The sequence below is a fragment of the Hydrogenophaga borbori genome, assembly GCF_003417535.1.
In the GTDB taxonomy this organism is placed as follows: Bacteria; Pseudomonadota; Gammaproteobacteria; order Burkholderiales; family Burkholderiaceae_C; genus Hydrogenophaga; species Hydrogenophaga borbori.
In genome coordinates this window covers 578862-601806 of the sequence record NZ_QVLS01000001.1, presented here as the reverse complement: position 1 = coordinate 601806, position 22945 = coordinate 578862, and the positions used below count along the sequence as shown (strand labels likewise).

The 22945-nt window shown below is 71.1% G+C and carries 19 protein-coding genes; 13 read left to right on the top strand and 6 right to left on the bottom strand.

Annotation, left to right across the window (positions count from 1 at the left end; all coding sequences use genetic code 11):
• The 3 genes from DY262_RS02835 to DY262_RS02825 all read left to right on the top strand — a co-directional run bounded on the left by DY262_RS02835 (position 1) and on the right by DY262_RS02825 (position 3304).
• Positions 1–741 (top strand): alpha/beta fold hydrolase, encoded by a 741-nt coding sequence (locus DY262_RS02835; RefSeq protein ID WP_116957443.1) that lies wholly within the window; start codon positions 1–3, stop codon positions 739–741.
• Positions 738–1484: a heparan-alpha-glucosaminide N-acetyltransferase gene (locus tag DY262_RS02830; protein WP_116957442.1), complete on the top strand. Its 747-nt coding sequence runs from the start codon at positions 738–740 to the stop codon at positions 1482–1484. The genes DY262_RS02835 and DY262_RS02830 overlap by 4 nt, the downstream gene beginning before the upstream one ends.
• 137 nt (positions 1485–1621) lie before the next feature.
• Positions 1622–3304 carry a hypothetical protein gene (locus DY262_RS02825; RefSeq protein WP_147326164.1) on the top strand — a complete coding sequence of 561 codons (1683 nt, stop codon included), beginning with the start codon at positions 1622–1624 and terminating at the stop codon, positions 3302–3304.
• A 37-nt stretch (positions 3305–3341) separates the two neighbouring features.
• Here the strand turns inward: DY262_RS02825 and DY262_RS02820 are convergent, their stop codons facing one another.
• On the bottom strand, positions 3342–4247 hold the full coding sequence (locus DY262_RS02820; RefSeq protein ID WP_070398570.1) for a LysR substrate-binding domain-containing protein: 906 nt from the start codon (positions 4245–4247) through the stop codon (positions 3342–3344).
• 123 nt (positions 4248–4370) lie between these two features.
• Here DY262_RS02820 and DY262_RS02815 point away from each other — a divergent pair, with 123 nt between their 5' ends.
• The 9 genes from DY262_RS02815 to DY262_RS02775 all read left to right on the top strand — a co-directional run bounded on the left by DY262_RS02815 (position 4371) and on the right by DY262_RS02775 (position 11811).
• Positions 4371–5057: a substrate-binding domain-containing protein gene (locus DY262_RS02815; RefSeq protein WP_116957440.1), complete on the top strand. Its 687-nt coding sequence runs from the start codon at positions 4371–4373 to the stop codon at positions 5055–5057.
• Positions 5058–5098: 41 nt separating this feature from the next.
• Complete coding sequence (locus tag DY262_RS02810) at positions 5099–6133, top strand: amidohydrolase family protein (protein WP_116957439.1); 1035 nt, start codon at positions 5099–5101, stop codon at positions 6131–6133.
• Positions 6134–6197: 64 nt separating this feature from the next.
• The gene (gene ligK / locus DY262_RS02805) at positions 6198–6881 is read left to right on the top strand and encodes a 4-carboxy-4-hydroxy-2-oxoadipate aldolase/oxaloacetate decarboxylase (protein ID WP_116957438.1); all 684 of its coding nucleotides are present in this window, start codon (positions 6198–6200) and stop codon (positions 6879–6881) included.
• Positions 6882–6890: 9 nt separating this feature from the next.
• Entirely contained in the window at positions 6891–7823 is a 933-nt protein-coding gene (locus tag DY262_RS02800) for an amidohydrolase family protein (RefSeq protein ID WP_116957437.1), read from the top strand.
• Between the two features lies 1 nt (position 7824).
• On the top strand, positions 7825–8268 hold the full coding sequence (gene ligA, locus DY262_RS02795) for a protocatechuate 4,5-dioxygenase subunit alpha (RefSeq protein WP_116957436.1): 444 nt from the start codon (positions 7825–7827) through the stop codon (positions 8266–8268).
• Between the two features lies 1 nt (position 8269).
• Positions 8270–9124: a class III extradiol dioxygenase subunit beta gene (locus DY262_RS02790; RefSeq protein WP_116957435.1), complete on the top strand. Its 855-nt coding sequence runs from the start codon at positions 8270–8272 to the stop codon at positions 9122–9124.
• Positions 9125–10093 (top strand): Gfo/Idh/MocA family oxidoreductase, encoded by a 969-nt coding sequence (locus tag DY262_RS02785; RefSeq protein ID WP_116957434.1) that lies wholly within the window; start codon positions 9125–9127, stop codon positions 10091–10093.
• Between the two features lie 37 nt (positions 10094–10130).
• Entirely contained in the window at positions 10131–10805 is a 675-nt protein-coding gene (locus DY262_RS02780) for a class I SAM-dependent methyltransferase (protein ID WP_116957433.1), read from the top strand.
• Between the two features lie 64 nt (positions 10806–10869).
• On the top strand, positions 10870–11811 hold the full coding sequence (locus DY262_RS02775; RefSeq protein ID WP_116957432.1) for a class I SAM-dependent methyltransferase: 942 nt from the start codon (positions 10870–10872) through the stop codon (positions 11809–11811).
• Here the strand turns inward: DY262_RS02775 and DY262_RS02770 are convergent.
• From DY262_RS02770 to DY262_RS02750, 5 genes are all read right to left on the bottom strand, one after another.
• On the bottom strand, positions 11789–12637 hold the full coding sequence (locus DY262_RS02770) for a class I SAM-dependent methyltransferase (RefSeq protein ID WP_116957431.1): 849 nt from the start codon (positions 12635–12637) through the stop codon (positions 11789–11791). The two genes, DY262_RS02775 and DY262_RS02770, sit on opposite strands and share 23 nt — an antisense overlap.
• Positions 12634–17652 (bottom strand): glycosyltransferase, encoded by a 5019-nt coding sequence (locus DY262_RS02765; RefSeq protein ID WP_220377548.1) that lies wholly within the window; start codon positions 17650–17652, stop codon positions 12634–12636. The genes DY262_RS02770 and DY262_RS02765 overlap by 4 nt, the downstream gene beginning before the upstream one ends.
• A gap of 4 nt (positions 17653–17656) precedes the next feature.
• Positions 17657–19495, bottom strand: a complete 1839-nt coding sequence (locus DY262_RS02760) for a glycosyltransferase (RefSeq protein WP_116957430.1) — start codon at positions 19493–19495, stop codon at positions 17657–17659.
• Positions 19496–19569: 74 nt separating this feature from the next.
• Positions 19570–20415 (bottom strand): FecR family protein, encoded by an 846-nt coding sequence (locus DY262_RS02755; RefSeq protein ID WP_116957429.1) that lies wholly within the window; start codon positions 20413–20415, stop codon positions 19570–19572.
• Positions 20416–20469: 54 nt separating this feature from the next.
• Complete coding sequence (locus tag DY262_RS02750) at positions 20470–21744, bottom strand: surface lipoprotein assembly modifier (RefSeq protein WP_220377547.1); 1275 nt, start codon at positions 21742–21744, stop codon at positions 20470–20472.
• A gap of 258 nt (positions 21745–22002) precedes the next feature.
• On the opposite strand from DY262_RS02750, the gene DY262_RS02745 reads away from it, so the two are divergent.
• The gene (locus DY262_RS02745) at positions 22003–22941 is read left to right on the top strand and encodes a WcbI family polysaccharide biosynthesis putative acetyltransferase (protein ID WP_147326163.1); all 939 of its coding nucleotides are present in this window, start codon (positions 22003–22005) and stop codon (positions 22939–22941) included.
• Positions 22942–22945 lie beyond the last annotated feature (4 nt).

Below are 22945 nucleotides of genomic sequence, written 5' to 3'. Positions count from 1 at the left end.
TTGTCCGCACCCACGTCCATCGTTCTGGTCCATGGCGCCTGGCACGGCGCCTGGTGCTGGCGCCGCGTGCTGCCGCTGCTGCGCGCGGCCGGCGCCGAGGCGCACGCGCTCACGCTCACCGGCCTGGGCGAGCGGGCCCACCTCATGGGCCCGGCCATCGACCTGCACACGCACATCCAGGACGTGCTGGGCCTGATCGAGGCCGAAGAGCTGGACCGGGTGGTGCTGGTGGGCCACAGCTACGCGGGCATGGTCATCACCGGCGCGGCCGACCGCCTGCTGCGCGAGCGCCCGGGCTGCCTGGCGCAGCTGGTCTACCTGGACGCCGCGCTGCCATACCCCGGCGACAGCTGGAGCAGCCACCACAGCGAAGAGACCCGGGCCGCGCGCACCGCCGCCGCCCAGCCCAGCGGCGGTCTGCACTTTCCGCCGCCGGATGCCTCGCTGTTCGGCCTGCAGGGCGCCGACCGCGATTGGGTCAACCGCCGCCAAACGCCGCAGCCGTTCCGGCTCTACCAGCAGCCGCTGGATTTCGACGGCGAGGCCTGGGCCCGCGTGCCGCGCTGCTTCATCGACTGCACCTCGCCGGCCCTGGCCACCATCGCCCCGTCGCGTGTGCGCGTGCGGCAGGAGCCCGGCTGGCGGCTCATCGAAATGGCCACCGGCCACGACCCCATGGTGAGCGAGCCCCAGGCCCTGGCGGGGCACCTGCTGGACCTCTGGCGCGCGGCGGGCGCATGAACGGCACCCGGTACGACCGCATCGACCAGCTGCGCGCCCTGGCGCTGCTGTGGATGACGGTCTACCACTTCTGCTTTGACCTGAACCACTTCGGCCTGATCCACCAGGCCTTCCTGAGCGACCCGTTCTGGACCACGCAGCGCACGGCCATCGTGAGCCTGTTCCTGTTCACGGCCGGTCTGTCGCAGTCGGTGGCCCTGCGCCAGGGCCAGGGCTGGCCGCGCTTCTGGCGCCGCTGGGCGCAGGTGGCGGGCGCGGCGCTGCTGGTCACGCTGGGCTCATGGTTCATGTTCCCCGAGAGTTTCATCTACTTCGGCGTGCTGCACGGCATCGCGGCGATGCTGGTGGTGGCGCGGCTCACCGGCGGCTGGGGGCGCTGGCTGTGGCCGCTGGGCGCGCTGGCGATCGCGCTGCCCTGGCTGGCGCCTACCGCCATGGCGCAATGGCCCGCGCTGGAGTTGCTCAACCAGCGCGGCTGGAACGCGCTGGGCTTCATCACCCGCAAGCCCTTCACCGAGGACTACGTGCCCCTGCTGCCGTGGATGGGCGTGGTCTGGTGGGGCCTGGCCGCCGGGCATTGGGTGCTCGTGCGGCGCCCCCATTGGCTGGGCGGCTCGGGGCAGGGCGGCGCGCTGGGCCGTTTCATGGCGCGCTGGGGGCGCTGGAGCCTGAGCTACTACCTGCTGCACCAGCCCGTGTTGGTGGGGCTGGTGGGGCTGTCGGTGGTGGTGTGGCGGGGCTGAAGCGCGAGGATCGACAGCTTCAGTCGGCATGAAGCCACCTGTTGGGCTTCTAACCGACCAGTGATGCGGAAGGTTTGGCGGTAACGCCGCGGGCGGCGGTGTTACGCAGCGGCACCTTCTTCAACACGACAAGGCACATGAAACGAGCTGGCAATGGCATTCAACGGACGCGCTCACCAGCCTCGACGCGCCAACCCGTGACGCGTGTGACGCGGATCGCCGAGCAATTGCGCAAAGATGCGGTGAAGCCCGATCAGTACCCGGTGGACGGACGGGTCCGGTCCTTCCTGACCGACGAACACCACAAGCACGATAGACGCGACGAGCCCGACATCATCGACTGGTGCGTCCAGGCCAGGGCGGCGGCGCTGCTGAGCCCCCTGCTTGAGCGGTGGGGGCGTCCGAGCGTGTACTTCCAGGACGGTGATGCCTATGTGCTGGAGGCCGCCATTGCGGCGGCCTTGGCCGGCGGTACAAAACACATTGCCGTGGTTCGCTGCTTCCACCCCGCGCAAGCGGACAGTTTCGGCAGCCCGAAGCTGGTGGACGCCTTGGTCGCTGCGGCCGCACAGTGCGAGTCCTTGACCCTGGAGCGCTTTGGCCTGTTGACGCCGGATGAGGTGCATCGGTTTCTGGAGCGTGCCCGTGAGGGCGGCTGCGTTCTCCAGTGCCTGACCCTGAACCAGGTGGCCGGCATGGACCGCGAGGCCATGGAGTTGCTCGCGCGGTTGTTGCCGACATCGGTCATCCAGGAACTGCAGCTGGGCGAAGTCGATCCTGTCGTGCTCATCGATTTCCTGGCCGCGCTCAGTCGATGCACCCAAGGACAGTTTCTTGCCTTGCAGACCCTGGGGTTCAGCTATTCCGTTGTTGGCGAGGCCGCTGGGCGCTACAGCGAACTGGGCCGCTTGCAGGTCGACGAGATCGAATGGCAAATCGCCCTGCTGAAGTCCCTGCACGACAGCCGGTGCAAGACGCTCGCGGTCAACGCCAAGCGATCGGTGGTCGTCTCGGACGATGGGACGAGCGGCCATGCGACCGATCCATTGCCGCCCGACTACGTCTGCGCTGGCACCACGCAGATGCTGACGCCGCCGCCCTCTCTTTTCGGGACACCGCCGCACGCTTTGCTGGAGCTTGAAGGTCACCGCGAAAATGTCCCGCGCACCTGCATCGAATGGCACCCGCGCGTGGTGGGCCGCAACGGCTTTCTGGTCGATCTCGCCGAGGGTTTGAACCGGCGTTGGCTGGCCGAAGAGTGCTTGCCGGCGGTCGTCAAGCGCAATCGCTCGATGACGGTGACAGAGAAGGACATATCGGGACGCATCGCCTTCTACCTCTCGGATGGCGATCCCGTGACGCTTTGCTGGATCCGGGCGCTCAACACGGACCATCGCCAGCTGTGGGACCACACGTACAACCGCCACTTGGAAGCGATCGCGCAAGAGAGCAAGACGACCCTGGAGGAGATCGACGCCTTGTTGAGGGCGGGCCTGACCATGGATTTGATCGGCTATGTCCGGCAATTGCGCGAGCGCGACCAGCTGCCGCTGCCTTCGGCGATGGATGCGCTTCGATCGCGGTACATCGACCATCCCGTGCGGAAAGAGACCTGGCTCTGGGCCTTCGATCCCGTGGGTGCCATCAAGTACCTGATCCAGGAGGGGAGGGCCGGCGAACTCAAGGGGTGGTCCACCGCGCTGAGGAAAATGGGCGCGCTGCCTCCGTTCGAGGACTTGGCGCCCTTGATCACCCATTGCCTGGACCAGAAGCAGGAGCAGCCCGAACTGGTGGAGCTGCTGTGCAATTTCCAGCCGTAGCACGCGGGCGCATCGGCCTCAGCGATCGGCCCGATGCTCAGCGCGGCGCCGTGGCCGCCAGCGTCTGGCGGATCAATTCCAGCGTGGACTGTTGGGTGAGCGTGGTGGGCCGCTGCGCGCTGGTGGCCAGGCTCAGGCGCGTGCGCAAGGGGGGATCGATGCCGCGCAGCCGGTAGGCCGAGGGCCGGATCGAGCTGGCCACGGCGTTGCGCGAGAGCAGGGCGGCGCCCGCGCCGTCGGCCACCAGGTCCAGGATGGCCGAGACGCCATCGATCTCCAGCGCCACCTTCGGGCGCAGGCCGATGGCCGCGAGCTCGTGCTCCAGCTGCATGCGCACCGCGTTGGGCCGACTGGGGATGATCAGCGGCAGGTCGGCCAGGTCGCGCAGCGCGATCGGCGAGGGCGGCGGATCTTCCGGCAGACCGGGCGGGCGTGGCTGCACCAGCCACAGGTCCTCTTCGGCCAGTGGCTGGATCTCCAGTTCCGGTACCGGCTGGGCGTTGTAGAGGACGGCGATGTCCAGCCGGCCGGTGAGCAGCCATTCCTGCATGGTGGCCGACAGGCCCTCGGTGATGGACAGCGAGGCCTCGGGCAACTGCTGGCGGAAGGCCCGCGTGAGGGGCACCGACAGCGTGCGCGCCAGCGTCGGCGGCAGCCCGATGGCCACCCTTCCGGCCAAGGCGCCGCGCACGCGGCCCAGCTCCTCTCGGGCGCGCTCCACCTGGTGCAGGATGCCGCGCCCGTGCGCCAGCAGCAGCTTGCCGGCCTCGGTGGGCGTGGCGCCCCGGCCGTTGCGCACCAGCAGGTTCTGGCGCAACTCCACTTCGAGCAGCCGCACCTGGCGCGACAGGGCGGGCTGCGCGACGTCCAGCGCGATGGCGGCGCGCGTGAAGCTGCCGAGCTCGGCCACGCGCACGAAGTATTCGAGTTGCTTGAGGTCCATGGGAAAGGGGCCGGGTCGGCGTTGCACAGCAGGTATGTGATTTTGTTCTAGCTGCTAGCCGGCTGTATGGGTTTTCGTACAGCGCCAGGCTGCCGACAATGGCCGTCTTTCTTCTGGACGCCCATGAACGCCCCCCTGACCGGCATTTCTTCCATGGCCACCCGCCAGGTGCTGGCCGAACTCACCGGTGCCTACACGGCGCGCGCCGGACAGGCCGTGGCCATCGAATCGGTGGGCGGCGTGGACGCGGCCAAGCGCGTGGCGGCCGGCGAGGCTTTCGACGTGGTGATCCTGGCCTCGGACGCCATCGACAAGCTCATCGCCGCCGGCCACCTGCAAGCGGGCCGCGTGGACCTGGTGCGCAGCGGCGTGGCCGCCTGCGTGCGCGAAGGCGCGCCGGCGCCCGATCTGTCCAGCGAGGCGTCGGTGAAGGCCGCGCTGCTGGCGGCGGACAAGATCAGCTACTCCACCGGTCCGAGCGGCGTGGCGTTGCAGAAGCTCTTCGAGCGCTGGGGCATCGCCGAGGCCATGGCCGCCAAGACCGTGCAGGCGCCGCCCGGCGTGCCGGTGGCCTCGCTGGTGGCCAAGGGCGAAGTGGCCCTGGGCTTCCAACAGCTCAGCGAGCTGCTGCACGTGCCGGGCATCGCCATCGTGGGTGGCCTGCCCGAGCCGATCCAGATCGTCACCGTGTTCAGCGCCGGCATCCCGGTGAACGCGCCGCGCGCCGAGGCGGTGCGCGCGCTGCTGGCCTTCATGACCTCGCCCGAGGCGGCCGAGGCCAAGCGGCGCCAGGGCATGTCGCCCGCCTGATTTGTTTGATTCCCCCAGAACACCCGAGAGGAGCACCACGCATGTCCCTGATCATCGACTGCCACGGCCACTACACCACGGCGCCCAAGGCGCTGGAGAACTGGCGCAACGCCCAGATCGCGGGCATCAAGGACCCGGCCCAGATGCCCAAGGTCGCCGACCTGAAGATCAGCGACGACGAGCTGCGCGAGTCCATCGAGACCAACCAGCTCAGGCTCATGAAGGAGCGCGGCAGCGACATCACGCTGTTCAGCCCGCGCGCCAGCTTCATGGCCCACCACATCGGCGATTTCGGCGTGTCCAGCACCTGGGCCGCCATCTGCAACGAGCTCTGCTACCGCGTCTCCACGCTGTTCCCCGAGCACTTCGTGCCCGTGGCCATGTTGCCGCAAAGCCCTGGCGTGGACCCGGCCACCTGCATCCCCGAGCTGGAGAAGTGCGTCAAGGAGTACGGCGCGGTCGGCATCAACCTCAACCCCGATCCCTCCGGTGGCCACTGGACCAGCCCGCCGCTGACCGACAAGCACTGGTACCCCATCTACGAAAAGATGGTGGAGTACGACCTGCCGGCCATGATCCACGTGAGCACGAGCTGCAACGCCTGCTTCCACACCACCGGCGCGCACTACCTCAACGCCGACACCACGGCCTTCATGCAGCTCATCCAGGGCGATCTGTTCAAGGACTTCCCGACGCTGAAGTTCCTGATCCCGCACGGCGGCGGCGCGGTGCCCTACCACTGGGGCCGTTTCCGCGGCCTGGCGCAGGAGATGAAGAAGCCCCTGCTGGACACCCACCTGATGAACAACGTGTTCTTCGACACCTGCGTGTACCACCAGCCCGGCATCGACCTGCTCAATACCGTGATCCCGGTCAAGAACGTGCTGTTCGCTTCGGAGATGATCGGCGCGGTGCGCGGCATCGACCCCTTGTCCGGGCACTACTACGACGACACGAAGCGCTACATCGAGGCCTCGAAGATCCTGTCCGCCGAGGACAAACACGCGATCTACGAGGGCAACGTGCGGCGCGTCTTCCCGCGCCTGGATGCGCGCTTGAAGGCCAAGGGGCTGTGATCTTGTTCGGGCGCTTTTGCCGCGACGTCCAGGAACACCAACACATTCAAACAGGAGCCATGACATGTACGAACTAGGCGTCGTCTACCGCAACATCCAGCGCGCCGACAAGGCGGCCGCCGACGGCCTGGCCGCGCTGGGCTCGGCCACCGTGCACGAGGCCATGGGCCGCGTGGGCCTGCTGAAACCCTATATGCGCCCCATCCAGACCGGCGTGCAGGTCAGCGGCACGGCCGTCACCGTGCTGCTGCAGCCGGGCGACAACTGGATGATGCACGTCGCCGCCGAGCAGATTCAGCCGGGCGACATCGTGGTCGCCGCCGTCACCGCCGAGTGCACCGACGGTTACTTCGGTGACTTGCTGGCCACCAGCTTCCAGGCCCGCGGCGCGCGCGCCCTGGTCATCGACGCCGGCGTGCGCGACGTCAAGACCCTGAAGGAAATGAACTTCCCGGTCTGGAGCAAGGCCATCAGCAGCAAGGGCACGATCAAGGCCACCCTGGGCTCGGTGAACATCCCCATCGTCTGCGCCGGCATGTTGGTCACGCCGGGCGACGTGATCGTGGCCGATGACGACGGCGTGGTCTGCGTGCCCGCCGCGCGCGCGGCCGAGACCCTGGCCGCCGCCCGCAAGCGCGAGAGCTTCGAAGGCGAGAAGCGCGACAAGCTCGCCAGCGGCGTGCTCGGCCTGGACATGTACAAGATGCGCGAGCCGCTGGCCGCCGCCGGCCTGCGGTATATCGATTGAAAGGCCGCCATGAGCAAACCCACCACCGGTGATTTCACCAAGACCGCCGGCTGGCTCGACTGGTTCGACGGCCCGAGCAAGCCCCGCTTCCAGCTGCCCCCGGGCAGCGTGGACGCGCACTGCCACGTGTTCGGCCCCGGCGCCGAATTCCCCTACGCGCCCGAACGCAAGTACACCCCCTGCGACGCCAGCAAGCAGCAGCTGTTCGCCCTGCGCGACCACCTGGGCTTCTCGCGCAACGTGATCGTGCAGGCCACCTGCCACGGCGCCGACAACCGCGCCATGGCCGACGCCTGCCGCAGCAGCGGCGGCCGGGCGCGCGGCGTGGCCACGGTCAAGCGCAGCGTGAGCGACCAGGAACTGCAGGACCTGCACGCCAGCGGCGTGCGCGGCGTGCGCTTCAACTTCGTCAAGCGCCTGGTGGACTTCACGCCCAAGGACGAGCTGATGGAGATCGCCGGTCGCATCAAGGCCCTGGGCTGGCACGTGGTCATCTACTTCGAGGCCGTGGACCTGCCCGAGCTGTGGGACTTTTTCACCGCGCTGCCCACCACCGTGGTGGTGGACCACATGGGCCGCCCCGACGTGAGCAAGCCCATCGACGGCCCGGAGTTCCAGCTCTTCCTGAAGTTCATGCGCGAGCATGAGAACGTCTGGAGCAAGGTGAGCTGCCCCGAGCGCCTCAGCCTGGGCGGGCCCAAGGCCCTGAACGGCGAGCAGGCCGCCTACCGCGACGTGGTGCCCTTCGCGCGCCAGGTCGTCGAAACCTTCCCCGACCGCGTGCTGTGGGGCACCGACTGGCCGCACCCCAACCTCAAGGACCACATGCCCGACGACGGCCTGCTGGTCGATTTCATTCCGCACATCGCCACGACGGCCGAGCTGCAGAAGAAGCTGCTGGTCGACAACCCGATGCGCCTCTACTGGCCTGAGGAGGTCTGACATGGCTCTCGACAAACCCTACAAGGACGTGCCCGGCACGACCATCTTCGACGCCGAGCAAAGCCGCAAGGGCTACTGGCTCAACCAGTTCTGCATGAGCCTGATGAAGGCCGAGAACCGCGAGCGCTTCAAGAAGGACGAGCGCGCCTACCTCGACGAGTGGGCCATGACGGAAGAGCAGAAGCAGGCCGTGCTGGCGCGCGACCTCAACTGGTGCATCCGCCTGGGCGGCAACATCTACTTCCTGGCCAAGATCGGCGCCACCGACGGCAAGAGCTTCCAGCAGATGGCGGGCTCCATGACCGGCATGACCGAGGAGGAGTACCGCAACATGATGATCGGCGGCGGCCGCTCGGTCGAAGGCAACCGCCGCATCGGCGAGGACGGCGATGCGCAGGCGCACCGCCAGCCCCAGGGTTCGCAAGGCAAACAAGGGAAGCACTGACATGGCCCGCATCACCGCATCCGTCTACACCTCGCACGTGCCCGCCATCGGCGCGGCCATGGACCTGGGCAAGACCGGCGAGCCGTACTGGCAGCCGCTCTTCAAGGGCTACGAGTTCTCCAAGCAGTGGATGAAGGACAACAAGCCCGACGTGGTGTTCCTGGTCTACAACGACCACGCCACCGCCTTCAGCCTGGACTTCATCCCCACCTTCGCGATCGGCACGGCCGCCGAGTTCCAGCCCGCCGACGAGGGCTGGGGCCCGCGCCCGGTGCCCGTGGTCAAGGGCCACCCCGAGCTGGCCTCGCACATCGCGCAGAGCGTGATCCAGCAGGACTTCGACCTCACCATCGTCAACAAGATGGACGTGGACCACGGCCTGACGGTGCCGCTGTCGCTGATGTGCGGCCAGCCCCAGGCCTGGCCCTGCCCGGTGATCCCCTTCGCGGTGAACGTGGTGCAGTACCCGGTGCCGAGCGGCCAGCGCTGCTACAACCTGGGCAAGGCCATCCGCAAGGCGGTGGAGAGCTACGACGAAGACCTGAACGTGCACATCTGGGGCACGGGCGGCATGAGCCACCAGTTGCAGGGCCCACGCGCCGGCCTCATCAACAAGGACTTCGACAACCGCTTCCTTGACCTGCTCGAGACCGACCCCGAGGCGGCGGCCGCGATCCCGCACATCGACTACGTGCGCGAGGCCGGCAGCGAGGGCATCGAACTCGTGATGTGGTTGATCGCGCGCGGCGCCATGGCCGATGCCGCCGGCGGGCCGCGCCCGAAGGTGGCGCACCGCTTCTTCCACGTGCCCGCGAGCAACACTGCCGTGGGCCACCTGATCCTGGAGAACCAATAAATGAGCAACAACAAGACCATCAAAGTGGCGCTGGCCGGCGCCGGCGCCTTCGGCGTCAAGCACCTGGACGGCATCAAGAACATCGACGGCGTCGAGGTCATCTCGCTGATCGGGCGCGAGCTCGACAAGACGCAGGAAGTCGCCAGCAAGTACGGCATCGGCCACGTCACCACCGACCTGAACGAGTCGCTGGCCATCCAGGAGCTGGACGCCGTCATCCTGTGCACGCCCACGCAGATGCACGCCGAGCAGAGCCTGGCCTGCCTGAAGGCCGGCAAGCACGTGCAGGTGGAGATTCCCCTGGCCGACAGCCTCAAGGGCGCGCAGGCCGTGGTGGACCTGCAGAAGCAGACCGGCCTGGTGGCCATGTGCGGCCACACGCGCCGCTTCAACCCCAGCCACCAGTTCGTGCACCAGAAGATCCAGGCCGGCGAGTTCAACATCCAGCAGATGGATGTGCAGACCTATTTCTTCCGCCGCACCAACACCAACGCGCTGGGCCAGGCCCGCAGCTGGACCGACCACCTGCTGTGGCACCACGCCGCGCACACCGTGGACCTGTTCGCCTACCAGGCCAACAGCCCCATCGTGCTGGCCCACGCGATCCAGGGCCCGATCCACCCGGTGCTGGGCATCGCCATGGACATGAGCATCCAGCTCAAGGCCGCCAACGGCGCCATCTGCACGCTCTCGCTCTCGTTCAACAACGACGGTCCGCTGGGCACCTTCTTCCGCTACATCGGCGACACGGCGACCTACATCGCGCGCTACGACGACCTGTTCAACGGCAAGGACGAGAAGATCGACGTGTCCAAGGTGGACGTGAGCATGAACGGCATCGAGCTGCAGGACCGCGAGTTCTTCGCCGCCATCCGCGAAGGCCGCGAGCCCAACGCCAGCGTGGGCCGCGTCTTCGCCTGCTACCAGGTGCTGCACGACCTGGAGCAGAAGCTCAAGGCCCAGGGCTGAGCCCGGACGCTCCTGCCGGGGCCGCTAGGATCGGGGCATGCATCCCAGTGCCCTTGACAACGGCGGCCTCTTTTTCGACACCTACCTGAACGCGGGCGAGGCGCTCACGGTCCTGGACATCGGCGCCCAGGACGTGAACGGCTCGCTGCGCGCGCTGGCGCCCGCCGCCTGCCGCTACGTCGGCGTGGACTTCGCGCCCGGTCGCGGCGTCGACGTGGTGCTGGACGACCCCTACCGGCTGCCCTTCGCCGACCAGAGCATCGACGCCGTGGTCAGCAGCTCGTGCTTCGAACACGTCGAAATGTTCTGGCTCAGCTTCAACGAGATCCTGCGCGTGCTCAAGCCGTCGGGGCTCTTCTATCTGAACGCGCCCTCCAACGGCGACTTCCACCGCTACCCGGTGGACTGCTGGCGCTTTTATCCCGACGCCGGCGCGGCGCTGGTGCGCTGGGCCGTGCGCTCGGGGTACCGGCCGGCCTTGCTGGAGTCGTTCACGGCCTACCAGAAGCTCGACGTGTGGAGCGATTTCGTGGCCGTCTTCGTGAAGGACGAGGCCCAGGTGGCGCGCCACCCGCGGCGCATGCTCGACCGCCTGGACCGCTACATGAATGGCCGCCGCCACGGCGAGCAGGGCATCCTGTGCCCGCAGGAGCACCCCGAGGACGGCGCGCGCCTGCGCCGCCTGACCGGCCACCCCAAGGGACTGGGCTGAAGCGTTCGAGCCGGCCCGCCGAGGCCACAATGAGACCCGCACCGCGATCGCCCCACCACCGCCCATGCCGCACGCCGACCCTTCCGCCCCATTCGATCCGCGCACCGTGGCCCAGTTGGACGCGGCCTGGGGCGACCCCGCGAGCTGGACCGAGCACGGCCTGCAGTGGACCCATTTGTCCACCGTCAAGGCCCGCATCGCTCAGGCGGTGTCGGGGGACCCGGCGGTGCACCCGCTGCAGTGGTTCTTCCAGCGGGTCGCGGCCGAGCGCCCGCTGCCACTGCGCCGCGTGCTGGTGCTGGCCTGCGGCGAGGGCCATGTCGAACGCGAGACCGTGAGCGCCGGCTGGGCCGAGTCCGCGGTGGCGCTGGACCTGTCCAGCCGGGTGCTGGAGCGCGCGCGCGAGGCCGCCCAGGCCCAGGGACTGGCGATCGACTACCACCAGGCCGACATGAACCGGTTGCCCGTGGGCGCACCCGGCTTCGAGCCCGGCAGCTTCGACGCCGTGCTCGGCGTGGCGGCGGTGCACCACTGCAGCGAGATCGAGCGCCTGTACGCGGACGTGGCGACGCTGCTGCCCCCCGGGGGCTGGTTCTTTCTCGACGAGTACGTCGGCCCGGACCGCTTCCAGTGGTCGCCAAGCCATGTGCGCCACCTCAATACCTTGCTGGAGCTGCTGCCGCCGCGCCTGCGCACGACGCTGGACGGCCGCCTCAAGGCCCACGCGCGCCGGCCCACGCCGCAGGAGGTGATCGCGGTGGACGCGAGCGAGGCGGTGCGTTCCTCCGAGCTGCTGCCGCTGCTGTCGGGCCATTTCGAGCGCCTGGCCTGGCGCCCGTACGGTGGCGCGCTGCTGCACGTGCTGCTGAGCGATATCGCGCAGAACTTCCTCGGCGATGCCGAGGCGCCTTACCTCGATGCCCTGTTGGACGCCGAAGAGGAGCTCCTGCGCAGCGGCCAGCTGGACCCCTGCTTCGGCTGCGTCATCGCGCGTCGCCCGCGCTGAGCCAGCGCGCCAGCCACGCCGGGTCGTTGGGGCCCAGCGCCAGCACGCGCTCGGGCTCGGCGACCACGCCATCGGGGGGCAGGGCGGCGTAGCTCTCGCGGATGGCCTGGCGCCGCTCCCGCAGCCGCGTGGACGAGGGGTCCAGGCCCGTCACCACCGTGAGGCCGGTGGGCGCCGTGGACAGCGTCACGACGCGCAGATCGGGCCGCAGGGCGCGCAGGCAGGGCACGATCTTCCAGCCGTCTCCCGTGTGAAAGCCGGTGCGCCGCTCGCGGCCCGCCGTCGCGGCCGTCAGCGGCACGGTGTCGTGCAGCAGCAGCACGGCGCCCGGCGCGGCCAGGCGTTCGGCGCCGATGAAGTCGTCCAGCACCGCGTCGAAGGCGTGGTCGCCGTCGATGAACGCGAGGTCGAAACCCTGCGTGGCCAATGCGTCGTCCGCGGGCAGCCCGGCGAAGAACGCGGCGCTGGTGCAGGGGAACAGGCGCGTGGGCGCCTCGCAGCCGCTCAGCGGGTCGCCGCGCGGCGCGGGGTCGACGCCGGTGGCCTGGGTCCCCGGCCGCGCCAGCCTCAGCGTATGGCCGAACTCGACGCCGATCTCCAGGTAGAGGCGCGGCTTCAGGTGCCCGTGGAACCAGCCCAGCCAGTGCCGGTAGTCGGGGCCCGGCCAGCGCTGGCGCGCCAGCGCCACGTGCACGCCGGGCAGGTTGGGCTCCTGGGCCAGCGCGTCCCACAGCACGGCATCGGCGTCGGCGCCGCGACCCTCGGCGCGCAGGCGGCGCCAGCGGCGCAGCGCCGCGGTTTCGAGGGGGTGCACGGCGGCGCTCATGCCGGCCCCTCGGGGCGGCCCCGCAGCGCCTGGCGCAGGACCCGGGCGAAGCGCTCGGGCGCGTAGCGCTCGGCGCAGCGTTGCCAGGCGGCCGCCTGTTGGCGCTGCCACAGGGCGTCGTCGCGCAGCAGGCGCAGGACGCCGGCGGCGAAGGCCTCGGCGTCGCGCGCGGACTGGATATCGCGGCCGGCGATCCAGCCGAGCTGGCGCACCAGCAGCGCCGAGGCCACGACCGGGATGCCCTGGGCCGCGGCCTCGATGACCTTGGCCGGCACGCCGCCGGCGAAGCGCACCGGCGCGATGAACACCCGCGCGCCGTCGTAGTGCGGCGCCAGTGCCTCTTGCGGACCCAGCAGGCGCACGTCGTCGCCGGCCAGCCGCGCCAGCCGGGGCGAGCGGTTGACGCCGACCACGGACAGCACGGGCGGCTGCGGCAGTCGCTCGCGCAGCCGCGGCAGCACCTGCTCGATGAACCACAGCAAGCCGTCCTCGTTGGGCGTGTCGGGGTGCAGCGCGCCCACGAAGAGCAGGCCCTGGCGCGCGGCCGGGCCGGGCACTTCAGGGCGCACCGCCATGCCATGGCTCAGCAGGCTCACGCGGTGGCCGGCGGCGGCAAAGCACGCGGCGTCGCGCTCAGAGACCACCAGCACCTCGCTGGCGCCGCGCGCCAGGGCGATCTCGCGCGCCAGGTGCGCCTGCGCGGCCGCGCGGGGCATGGGCCGGCCGCGCACCGCCGCCTCGGCGATCTCGCGCAGCGCGAACAGGGCCTCGGCGTCGTAGACCAGGCGCATGCCGGCAAAGAGCTCGGGCCGGCGCGCGCGCAGCGGCTGCAGCGCCTTCAGGTTGGGGGGGCGGCTCACCAGCAGCACGTCGTAGACGCCGCGGCGGCGTTCCAGGAAGGCTTCCAGCCGCGCCATGCCGTGGCCCAGCACCACCTCCACGCTGCTGGGCAGCGAGGCCTGGATGTCGCGCCAGTCGTCCTCGGTTTGCCAGAGGGGGAAGAAGCTCACGGGCCAGTCGCGCAGGGCCTGCAGCATGAGGCGCGCGCGCGGCAGGCCGCCGCCTTTGTGCATGTGCGGCACCTCGTTGTCGATGATGAGCACGCGCGGGCGGCGCGGATGGTCCTCGGGCGAGCGCCAGCGGTCGCCGTCCAGGCGCGGCGTGTGCGGATGGGGCTGGCCGCGCAGCCAGTCCGCGTGGCGGGCCTGGAAGCGCGTGCGGTTCTCGCGCATGCGGCGCTCGGCTTCGTCGCCGGGGGCGCTGCCCCATTCCAGGTGCTCGACCAGCACCTCGGGGTCGACCACCACGCGAAAGCCCGCGCGCCACACGCGCAGGCAGAAGTCGCTGTCTTCGTAGTAGGCGGGGGCGAAGGCCTCGTCGAAGCCGCCCAGCATGCGCCACAGCGGCGCCGGCACGGCCAGGAAGACGCCGGAGACATAGTCGGTGGCGCGGCTGCACATGGCAGCCGGGCAGAAGGGGTCTTCGCCGCGCCCCACGCCATGGGCGCTGCCGTCGCGAAAGAGGACGTTGCCCATCTCCTGCAGCCCGCCCGCGCTGAGCACGATGCGCCCGCCCAGGGCACCGATGGCGGGCTCGGTGTCGAGGCGGCGCACGGCGGCCCGCAGGCTGCCGGCGTGCACGATGGCGTCGTTGTTGAGGAACAGCAGGTGGCGCCCGCGCGCCAGGGCCGCGCCCTGGTTCGCGGCGCGCAGGAAGCCCAGGTTGTGTTCATTGACCACCACGCGCGCGCCCGAGACGCGCGCGAGCAGCTCGGCGGTCTCGTCGCCGGAGGCGTTGTCGATGACGATGGTCTCGAAGCGCACGCCGCGCTCATCGGCCAGCGCCTGCAGGGTGCGGCGGGTGAGTCCGGCCTGGTTGTAGAGCACGACGATGACCGACAGATCGGGCGGCGTGTCGCCATCGGGCAGGGGCAGCGCCAGCCGGGCGGGGCGGTCCAGCCAGGCGCGCAGCGCGCGGCGCGCCTCGGCGCGCTGGCGGGCCTTGGGGTCGGCGCCGAACTCGGCGGGGTCGGCGCTGTCGACCGCCTGCTGGCAGAGGGCTTCGATCTGCCGCGCCAGGCGGCGGCCGTCGCAGAGCGGCGAGTCCAGCAGACGCTGGCGCAGGCTGGCGCGGTGTCGGGCCAGCGCGGCGGGGTTCTGGGCCAAGGCCACGGCGGTGGCGACGAAGGCCTCGGGCGTGTCGGCCACCCATTCCTGCAGGCCCAGGGCGGCCAGCAGCGAGTGGCCCTGGCGGGCGCCGGCCCAGGCGCCGCTCAGCGTGAGCACGGGCACGCCCATCCAGAGCGGGTCCAGCAGGCTGAGGCCCCCGTTGCCGGGGAAGCTGTCGAGCACCAGATCGATCCGCTGGCACCAGCGCAGCAGGTCTTCGTAGGCGCAGGGCGGGTCGAAGGCCACGCGCGCGGCCGCCACGCCGTGGGCGTCCAGGGCACGCAACACCTGGGCGCGCTGCGGCCAGTCGTGCGCCAGTTCGCCGATGAAGCGCAGGCGGGCCCCTGGCGTGGCCAGCAGGACGCGGGCCCAGGCCCGCAGGCTGGCCTCGTTGATCCGCAGACCGCGCGCGAGCACGCCGAAAGTCGGTGCGCCGGTGGCTTGCGCGGGCGGGGGCGCGATCGCGGGCGCGTGCAGCGGCGGGTCCCAGCACCACTGGCCGCCGTCCAGGCGCCACAGGGCCTCTTCGTGCAGCGCTTCGTGCGTGGGCGGCACCGAGGTGGCGTCGCACAGCAGGGCGTCGAACAGGCCGCCGGCCGTGCCCCAGCAGCCCAGCCAGCCGATCTGCAGCGGCGCGGGTCGCCGCGCCAGGGCCTGCAGGACCTCGAACTGGCCTTCGAAGGGGTGCAGTCCGCCGGCGTCGATCAGCACATCGATGCGCAGCGCGGCGCAGCGGCGCGCCAGTTCGGCCGGGTCCAGCGCCCGCTGGTGGATGTGGGCCGGCAACCCGGCCATCGGCCGGTTCGTGAAGACGTGGACCTCGGCGGCCTGCGCCTCGTGGTTCGCCAGCACACGGCGCAGCAGCCGCTCGTGCCCTTGGCCCGCGAGGTAGGCGATGCGGGGGCGTGAGCCGGGCCGGCGCGCGGGCGCACCGGGCGCCCGGCGGTCCAGGCCCGTGCGCAGCTTGAGCGCGCGGTAGGCGTGGCGCGAGGCCAGGGCCAAGTCCTGCGCCGTGGACCGCTCGCTGAGCGAGCGCGCGTACAGCGCGGCGCTGCCGAGCCAGAGGTCGTCGGGACAGTCCGCCTCGGCCCATTGGGCCAGGCGCAGCAGCGCGCCGTGGCCGTGGCGGTGGGAGGCCTCGGCCAAGGCCTCCCGCAGCGCGGCGCGGCGGTCGCCGCGGGGCAGCAGCGCCAGCACCGGCGCCGCTTCGTCCACGCCCAGGGCGTACAGGCGCAGCAGCGAGCGCGCCGCGTCGCTGGCGCGCTCGCGGGCACCGATGAGTTCGCGGCACAGGGTCACGGCCTGGCGGTGGTCGCTGGGGGTGGAGCGGGGGTCTTCGCTGAGCAGGCGCGCGAGCAACAGGCGCGCCGGCGTTTCGTCGGGGCGCAAGGACAGCAGCCGCTCCACGGTCCGCCGGCCCAGCGCGAATTCGCCCGAGCGCAGACAGGCCTCGGCCAGCTCGCGCAGCGGCACCGGGTTCTGATCGTCGAGTTCGCTGGCGTGCAGGAAAGCCAGCCGCGCCGCGCCGAAGCGCTGCGCGTCGAGCAGGACCCAGCCGAACTGGCGCAGCGTGGCGGGGTCCGCAGGCGCCAGGGTCAAGGCGGTTTCGACGGCGGACTGCGCCTCGTCCAGGCGCCGCTGCTGGCAGCGCACCTGCGCCAGCGCGCGCCAGGCCAGCGCGCTGGCCGGGTCCTGCGCGACGGCGGCCTCGGCCTGTTGCTCGGCCGCCGCGAGGTCTTGCGCGGCCGCGAGCACGAAGGCGGCCTGCACGCGCACCGCGAGGTCTTCCGGGCGGTGGCGCAGCAACTCGCGCACGGCGCCGGCGGCGGTGGGCAGATCGCCCTGGTCCTTGGCGAGCCAGGCCAGCTGGCGCAGCACGTCGAGCGCGTCGGCGCCAGCGCCGCCGGCGCGGGCCAGGCAACGGCGGGCCAGCGCCCAGCGGCCGCGCTGCGCGTGCACTCGCGCGAGCACCTGCCAGGCGTCGGGGTGGCGCGGCTGGGCGCGCAAGGCCTGCAGCAGATGCCGGCGGGCCGCGTCCAGCTGGCCCAGATCGAGCTGCGCCTGCCCCAGCAGCGCTTGCGCGGGCAGGCAATCGGGCTGGCGCGCCAGCACCTGCATCGACAGCCACTCGGCGTCCACCGGGCGGCGCCAGTGCAATTGGATCTGGGCCCGCCGCAGCAGCGCGTCCCAGCGGTCCATGTCGCGCTGCTGCACTTCGTTGAAGCTGGCGTCGGCGCCGCGCAGGTCGCCGGCGCGCTGCTGCAGCGCGCCCAGCAGGTGCCAGGCGGCGGCGTCGTCCGGCGCGGCGTCCACCCGCTGGCGCGCCAGGGCGATGGCGCGCTCCAGGTGGCCGTGCCGGCATTCCCACTCGATCAGGGCGTCCAGCAGCTCGGGGTGGGCGGGCCAGCGCTCCAGGCCCTCGGCCAGGCATGCGGCGGCGCGCAGGGGCAGGCCGAGCGCGGCCAGGCACTGGGCGCGGTGCAGGTGCAGGCGCACCTGTTCGGGCGCGGCCCAGGCGTAGGCGGCGATGGCTTCCTCGTACAGGTCCAGCGCAGCCGCGGGATCACCGCTCTTTTGCCGCAGCCAGCCGAGCTGCAGCAGCCGACCCGGCTGGCGTTCGGCCTGCAGGGCGCGCTCGGCCCAGGCCACGGCCTCGGGCAGCTGGTCCAGGTCGTGCAGCACCCAGGCCAGCGCGAAGACGGCCTCGTGCCGCGAGGGGTCGAGCACGCAAGCCATGCGCAGCGCCTCGGCGGCCCGCACCAGCTCGCCTTGCCGCTGGTGCTGCAGGCCCTGTTGCCAGTACCGCGCGGCCTCGGCGGGTGTGTCGTCCGGTTCCTGGCCGCTCACGCCCTCAGGCCCCCGGTCGTTCGCAGACCACGGTGAACATGGGCACCTGGCGGTTCTGCGAGGGCTGGCTCTGCTCGTGCAGGATGACCCGCGCGTCGGTGAAGCCCAGCAAGCCCAGCGTGGAAACGAAGAACTGCGGTGTGAACAGCCACCAGGTGTCGACCTGCTGCACGCCGCGGTGCGGCTGCAGCTGGCACAGCGCGCGCGGACCGAGCGACGGGTCGTAGAGCTCGGTGACGATCACCGTGCGCCGCGTGCGCGCCGCCACGCTCTGCACCATGTCGAAGGGCCGGCGGCAGTGCAGCAGCACCGAGGCCATCAGGCCGACGTCGAACTCGCCGAGCTCGGCCGGCAGGGCGTAGGGATCGGCCTCGATCAGGCGCACGCGCGAGCGGCGTTGCCGGTGCACGTACCAGAACGAATTGCGCACGCCTTCGATGGAGCGCGTGAACCCGTGGCGCCACCGCGGCGTGTCGAAACCTTCGTGGGGCACCACGTCCCACAGGTGCGACATGGGCGGCTCCAGGCAGGTGACCTGGGCGCCGGCCGCTTCCATGTGGAAGGACAGGTGGCCGCTGGCGGGGCCGATCTCCAGCACCGAACGGCCGCTGAAGTCCACGCCGCCCAGGTACTGCGCCGTGTTGGGCCGCAGGTCCCAGTCACCCACCACCTCCTCGCCATCGGCCAGCGTGGTGGAGTGGTAGAACAGACAGTCCTCGCGGCGCGGCTGGCGGGGTGGCACCTCGCGCACGGCGGCGTGCGCGGGCATTGGCGGCGGCGGGGCCGCGGGCGGCGCGGCAACCGGCCCGTGCGGCGCCGTGCGCGCGGCGTGCAGCTGCAGCAGGCCCAGCAGCCGGGCCACGGTGGACGCGGTGCCCGCCACGTGGGCGGCGCCGCGGCGCAGGGCGGCCGCGCGCTGCGCTGCCGCGCCGGGGCCGTGCAGGTGGCGCAGCGCCGCCGCCCAGTCGGCCAGCGGCGCCTCCAGGTCCAGCACGGCGCCGCCGTCGCCCACCAGTTCGGGCAGCGCACCGCGCCGGCTGGCCAGCACGGGCAGGCCATTGAGCTGGGCCTCCACCACGGTGCGGCCGAAGGATTCTTCCCAGACCGAGGGCATGAGCAGCACGCGCGACTGGCCGAACACCTCGCGCATGCCGTCGCTGGGCCCGCGCCACTCGACGTTGCCCAGCCGCGCCGCGCGCGCCTGGCCATGGGCCCGCCAGGCCGCGTTCAGGGGCCAGCTTTCCATCACCAGGAAGGGCAGCTCGGGACAGGCCGCGGCCAGCTCGAACAGGCGCTCCACGCCCTTGATGGGCGTGGGGTTGACGAACAGCACCTTGTCGCCCTGGCGCTCGGCCCGGTAGGCGGGGGCCGAGACGGTGGGTGGGATCACCGCGCAGTCCAGGCCGTAGAGCGCGCGCCAGCGCCGTGCCGTGAAGTCGGAGTTGGCCAGGTAGAGCAGCGAAGGGTCGGCCACCAGGTGGCCACCGATCTGGTGGGTTTCGACGTTGTGCAGGTAGACGGCCGTGGGCCGGCCGGTGTCCAGGCTGGCCAGCACCAGCGAGCTCAGGTAGGTGCCGCTCTGCACCACGATGGCGTCGGGCTCCCAGGCGGCCACGGCCTGGGGCAGGGCCTCCAGGGGCCGCGTCGCGCGCAGCACGGGGTAGCCCAGGTGCTCGTCGCGGCTGAACGGGGCGTCGGCGCCAGCGGCCTCGGCCTGTCCGCACAGCACGGCGGCCTCGGCCCCCAGTTCGCGGATCGCCAGGCAGAGGTCGTGGGTGGTGGTTTGCAGGCCGCCGGTGACGTCCGGCAGGTGCGGGTAGCTGGAAACAAACAGGACGCGCATGGCGGCGAGGGGCGGCGCTCGCGCCAGGGCGCGGTGGGCCGCCGGTCAGGGTGGAGGGCGCCGGCGGCCGGGGTTCAGGACACCTGCAGCACCTGAGAGGAGCCCAGCAGGTCCCTCAGGGTCAGGGAGGGGTTGCTGCCGGCGTTGTTGTCCACGATGCCTTTCAGGCGGTCGTTGGCCAGGATGCCGCCCGGATTGCTGGCGCCGCCCGGGAGGCTGCCGGTCGAGAGGAGCTGGCCGGTGGGGGCCGGCGGCGGGTTGCCATTGGCGGTATTTCCCGTCGGGCGCGACTCGAACCGGTTGAGCATGGCGTTGAGGTTGGTCGTGGCGGTGCGTTGCGGCGTGCCGACGCCGTTGCCCGACATGTCGACGCCAAAGCCGGCGCGGGTGATCGTCGTGGTGTTGCCGTCGCTGCTGGTCGCGCGCATCTGCTGGCCGAACAGGAAGGTGCCGCTCGTGCGATCGCTGCTGGTGTCCACCAAGGCGATGCCGCCCAGGAGTTCGATCTTGCCGTGCGGCGTGGCGATGACGGTGGCGGTGGTCTTGCTGATCTGCCCGCCCACGACGCGCACCACGCCCTTGGCCAGGCCGAGCCGGATCTGGCCCTGGCGGGTGGCGGGGTCGAAGCGGAATTCGTCGATGGTGAGTTCGGAGTCGGGGCCCAGGGTCAGGGCCGACTGGTCGAGAAAGAGCAGGTGCAGCTGGCCGTTGGCGTCGGTGCGCAGGCGCTGGCCGGGCAGCACGCTGCTGCCCACCACCATCACTTCGTTGTTCCCGGTGACGGTGCCGCCGGGCGCGACCGCCGTCACCACGCCGGTGCGGTTGGCCGATGCCGCGGGGCCCTGGGCCATGGTCGTGGGCAGCGCAGCGGTCGACAGGGCAGCGGCGAGCCACCAGTCCTTGGAAATCGGCGGGGTCATATCGGGGTCCTCGGGAAACGGTCTTGAGAGGGGGGCCGTGGGTGGGCGCGGGCGTCAGAAGCGGTAAGCGGCCGCCACGAACAGCGAGGTGTTCTTGCTGTCGTAGTTGGGCAGCTTGCTGTCCGTCTTCACGTGCTCCAGCTGCACCAGCAGGGACCAGGCCGCCGACAGCGGCACCGTCTGGCCGATGCCGATGCGCCATTCGGTGTCGCGGCGCGCGACGTTCGGGTCGATGGCCGGGTCGGCCGCGTCGTAGGCGCGCCGCTGCAGGCCGCCCCAGACCGAGGTGGTCCACAGGCCGCCGCCCTTGAGCGGGCTGGCGTAGCTGCGCAGGTAGGTCACGCGCGCTTCCTGGCTGTCGTTGTCGTAGTAGCGCCGATCGGTGCGCTGCCAGTACGCGCGCAGCTCGCCGCTGAGCAACTGGCCCGGTGCGAGCTCGCGCGTCAGGCGCACGCGCAGCAGCTTGCTGGGGCCGCCGAGTTCGCTGGCGGCGGGCACGTCGATGCGGGTGGCGTAGTCGACGTCGCGGTATTCGAGGCCGCCGTCGACGAGGGTGCGCTCATTGAGGCTGTAGGCCCCGTCCAGGCCCAGGCCGTGGTTGCTCAGGTAGCGGTGCCCCTGGGCCGACAGCGTGGCGGCGATCAGGTGCGGGCGGATGCTCAGGCCGGGCAGGCCGCTCGGCGAGGGCTTGAAGCGCAGGCCGGAAGTGAGCTCGACCAGGGCCAGGTTGTACGGGTCGACCTGGTTCACCTGCAGCGTGCTGCCCGAGGAGGAGCTGAACTTGACGATCTGCGCGGCGAGCGAGCTGACGATGGCGGCCTCGTTCTGGCGGCCCAGGTCGTATTGGTGGTCCAGGCGCAGGCCCAGTTGCAGGTCGGTATCGGACGTCGGCTTGAGCGCGTCGGGCACGGCCACCGGCATGCCGCCGGCCAGAACCGTGTCGCGGCTGGTGCGCGAGCTGGGGTTGGTCTGGGCCCGCAGGCCCAGCAGCACGTTGCCGTCCAGTCGCGAGACCTGGGTGCGCTTGCCGATGTCGCGCAGCAGGGTTTCGGCCTGGCCACGCTCGACCGGTCCCAGGCGCGGGTCGTCCAGCGCGCGGCGCAGCATGCCGGCGGCCATGTCGTAGGAGCCGAGGCGGTAGTACAGCACGCCCAGGTCCAGGCGCACGGAGGGCGGTGCGTTCGGGTCCAGCAGCAGGCGCTCGAGCGCGGCGATGGCGCCTTCGTGGTTGCCCGATTGCTCCAGCAGGCGCGCATAACGCGCGGTGGCGTTGCCGTCGGCGGGCGACTGCAGGGTCTGTCGGAAGGCTTCCTCGACCTGGCTTTGCAAGGGCGCGTTGGGCGCGGTCTGGGCCCATGCGCTGGAACAGAACAAAGCCGTTGCCAACAATTTGATAGCAAAGACCTCAGGAGAATGGCAGGCCGTGGGGCGCTTCAATTGGGATTCCTCCTGGATGGCTGGGGCTGGCTGAAAGGTCGCGGGCGATTGTTACATATTTGCAAGCACGCTTATCATTCTCGGCCCGTACCCGGAGGGCCCTGCGGTCCTCGGGCCGACTGTGTTTCGACCGACGCCCAGCGTCTTCTGATGGCCGCGATTCCCTCTCTTCCCGTGGCGCCGCCGGCGCCCCGGCACCCGCTCGATTTCCGCTTTGGCGCCCAGGGCCCGAAGGCCCGCACGGTGTTGGTGTATGGCAACTGCCAGACCCCGTACCTGGCGCGCATGCTCAGCGCCCTGGACGACCTGAACGACGACTACCGCTTCGTGGCGGCCCTCAACCACGCGCAGCCGGGTGATGCCCAGGCGCTGCCGGTGGCCGACGAGGACCTGCACAACGTGGCGCTGCTGCTGCGCCAGCACGAGATGGCGCCCGGCAACCCGGCCTTGCAGGCGATCGAGGCGCGCCTGCCCCCGGGCTGTCCGGTCATCACCTTCCCGAGCTACCTGCTGAACTGCCTGTGGCCCTTCGAGTGCGCCGAACCGCGCGAGCGCCACGACCCGGCCTATCCGACCTGGAAGCGCTACCCGACGGGTGACCTGGTGGCGCTCGAAATCGCCGAAACCGGTCTGAGCGGTCCGATCGCCGTGGCCGCCTACATGGACCTGTCCGCGCGCAGGATGCCCGACCTGCAGCGCCGCCTGGAGGACGACCTGGACCTGATGCGCCTGTTCGACGGCCACTGCGACGTGCGCATCGCCGACCACGTGGTCGCGAACTTCCGCGACCAGCACATGTTCTGGACGCGCGGCCACATGTCGGCCGCCGCGATGCGCGAGCTGGCGCGCCGCGTCGCCGATCAGGCCCGCCGCGTGATCGGCGGCCAGGCGCAGCGCGCCGAGCTGTGCCTGGACGCGGCCATGGACTTCGAGGGCATGGGCGGCGTGCAGATGCCTGTCCACCCGCTGGTGGCCGACGCCCTGAAGCTGAGCTATTGCCCACCCGACCGCACCTACCAGTGGGCGACGCAGCAGTGGACCTTCTACGAATACATCGAGCGTTACATCGCCTACGACACGAGCTGGTAGCCTG

What these genes read in the sequence shown, in the direction of transcription:
- DY262_RS02830 (WP_116957442.1), top strand. Translation starts at nt 738, where the DNA reads ATGAACGGCACCCGGTACGACCGCATCGACCAGCTGCGCGCCCTGGCG.
- DY262_RS02825 (WP_147326164.1), top strand. Translation starts at nt 1,622, where the DNA reads ATGAAACGAGCTGGCAATGGCATTCAACGGACGCGCTCACCAGCCTCG.
- DY262_RS02820 (WP_070398570.1), bottom strand. Translation starts at nt 4,247, where the DNA reads ATGGACCTCAAGCAACTCGAATACTTCGTGCGCGTGGCCGAGCTCGGC.
- DY262_RS02815 (WP_116957440.1), top strand. Translation starts at nt 4,371, where the DNA reads ATGAACGCCCCCCTGACCGGCATTTCTTCCATGGCCACCCGCCAGGTG.
- DY262_RS02810 (WP_116957439.1), top strand. Translation starts at nt 5,099, where the DNA reads ATGTCCCTGATCATCGACTGCCACGGCCACTACACCACGGCGCCCAAG.
- ligK (WP_116957438.1), top strand. Translation starts at nt 6,198, where the DNA reads ATGTACGAACTAGGCGTCGTCTACCGCAACATCCAGCGCGCCGACAAG.
- DY262_RS02800 (WP_116957437.1), top strand. Translation starts at nt 6,891, where the DNA reads ATGAGCAAACCCACCACCGGTGATTTCACCAAGACCGCCGGCTGGCTC.
- ligA (WP_116957436.1), top strand. Translation starts at nt 7,825, where the DNA reads ATGGCTCTCGACAAACCCTACAAGGACGTGCCCGGCACGACCATCTTC.
- DY262_RS02790 (WP_116957435.1), top strand. Translation starts at nt 8,270, where the DNA reads ATGGCCCGCATCACCGCATCCGTCTACACCTCGCACGTGCCCGCCATC.
- DY262_RS02785 (WP_116957434.1), top strand. Translation starts at nt 9,125, where the DNA reads ATGAGCAACAACAAGACCATCAAAGTGGCGCTGGCCGGCGCCGGCGCC.
- DY262_RS02780 (WP_116957433.1), top strand. Translation starts at nt 10,131, where the DNA reads ATGCATCCCAGTGCCCTTGACAACGGCGGCCTCTTTTTCGACACCTAC.
- DY262_RS02775 (WP_116957432.1), top strand. Translation starts at nt 10,870, where the DNA reads ATGCCGCACGCCGACCCTTCCGCCCCATTCGATCCGCGCACCGTGGCC.
- DY262_RS02770 (WP_116957431.1), bottom strand. Translation starts at nt 12,637, where the DNA reads ATGAGCGCCGCCGTGCACCCCCTCGAAACCGCGGCGCTGCGCCGCTGG.
- DY262_RS02760 (WP_116957430.1), bottom strand. Translation starts at nt 19,495, where the DNA reads ATGCGCGTCCTGTTTGTTTCCAGCTACCCGCACCTGCCGGACGTCACC.
- DY262_RS02755 (WP_116957429.1), bottom strand. Translation starts at nt 20,415, where the DNA reads ATGACCCCGCCGATTTCCAAGGACTGGTGGCTCGCCGCTGCCCTGTCG.
- DY262_RS02745 (WP_147326163.1), top strand. Translation starts at nt 22,003, where the DNA reads ATGGCCGCGATTCCCTCTCTTCCCGTGGCGCCGCCGGCGCCCCGGCAC.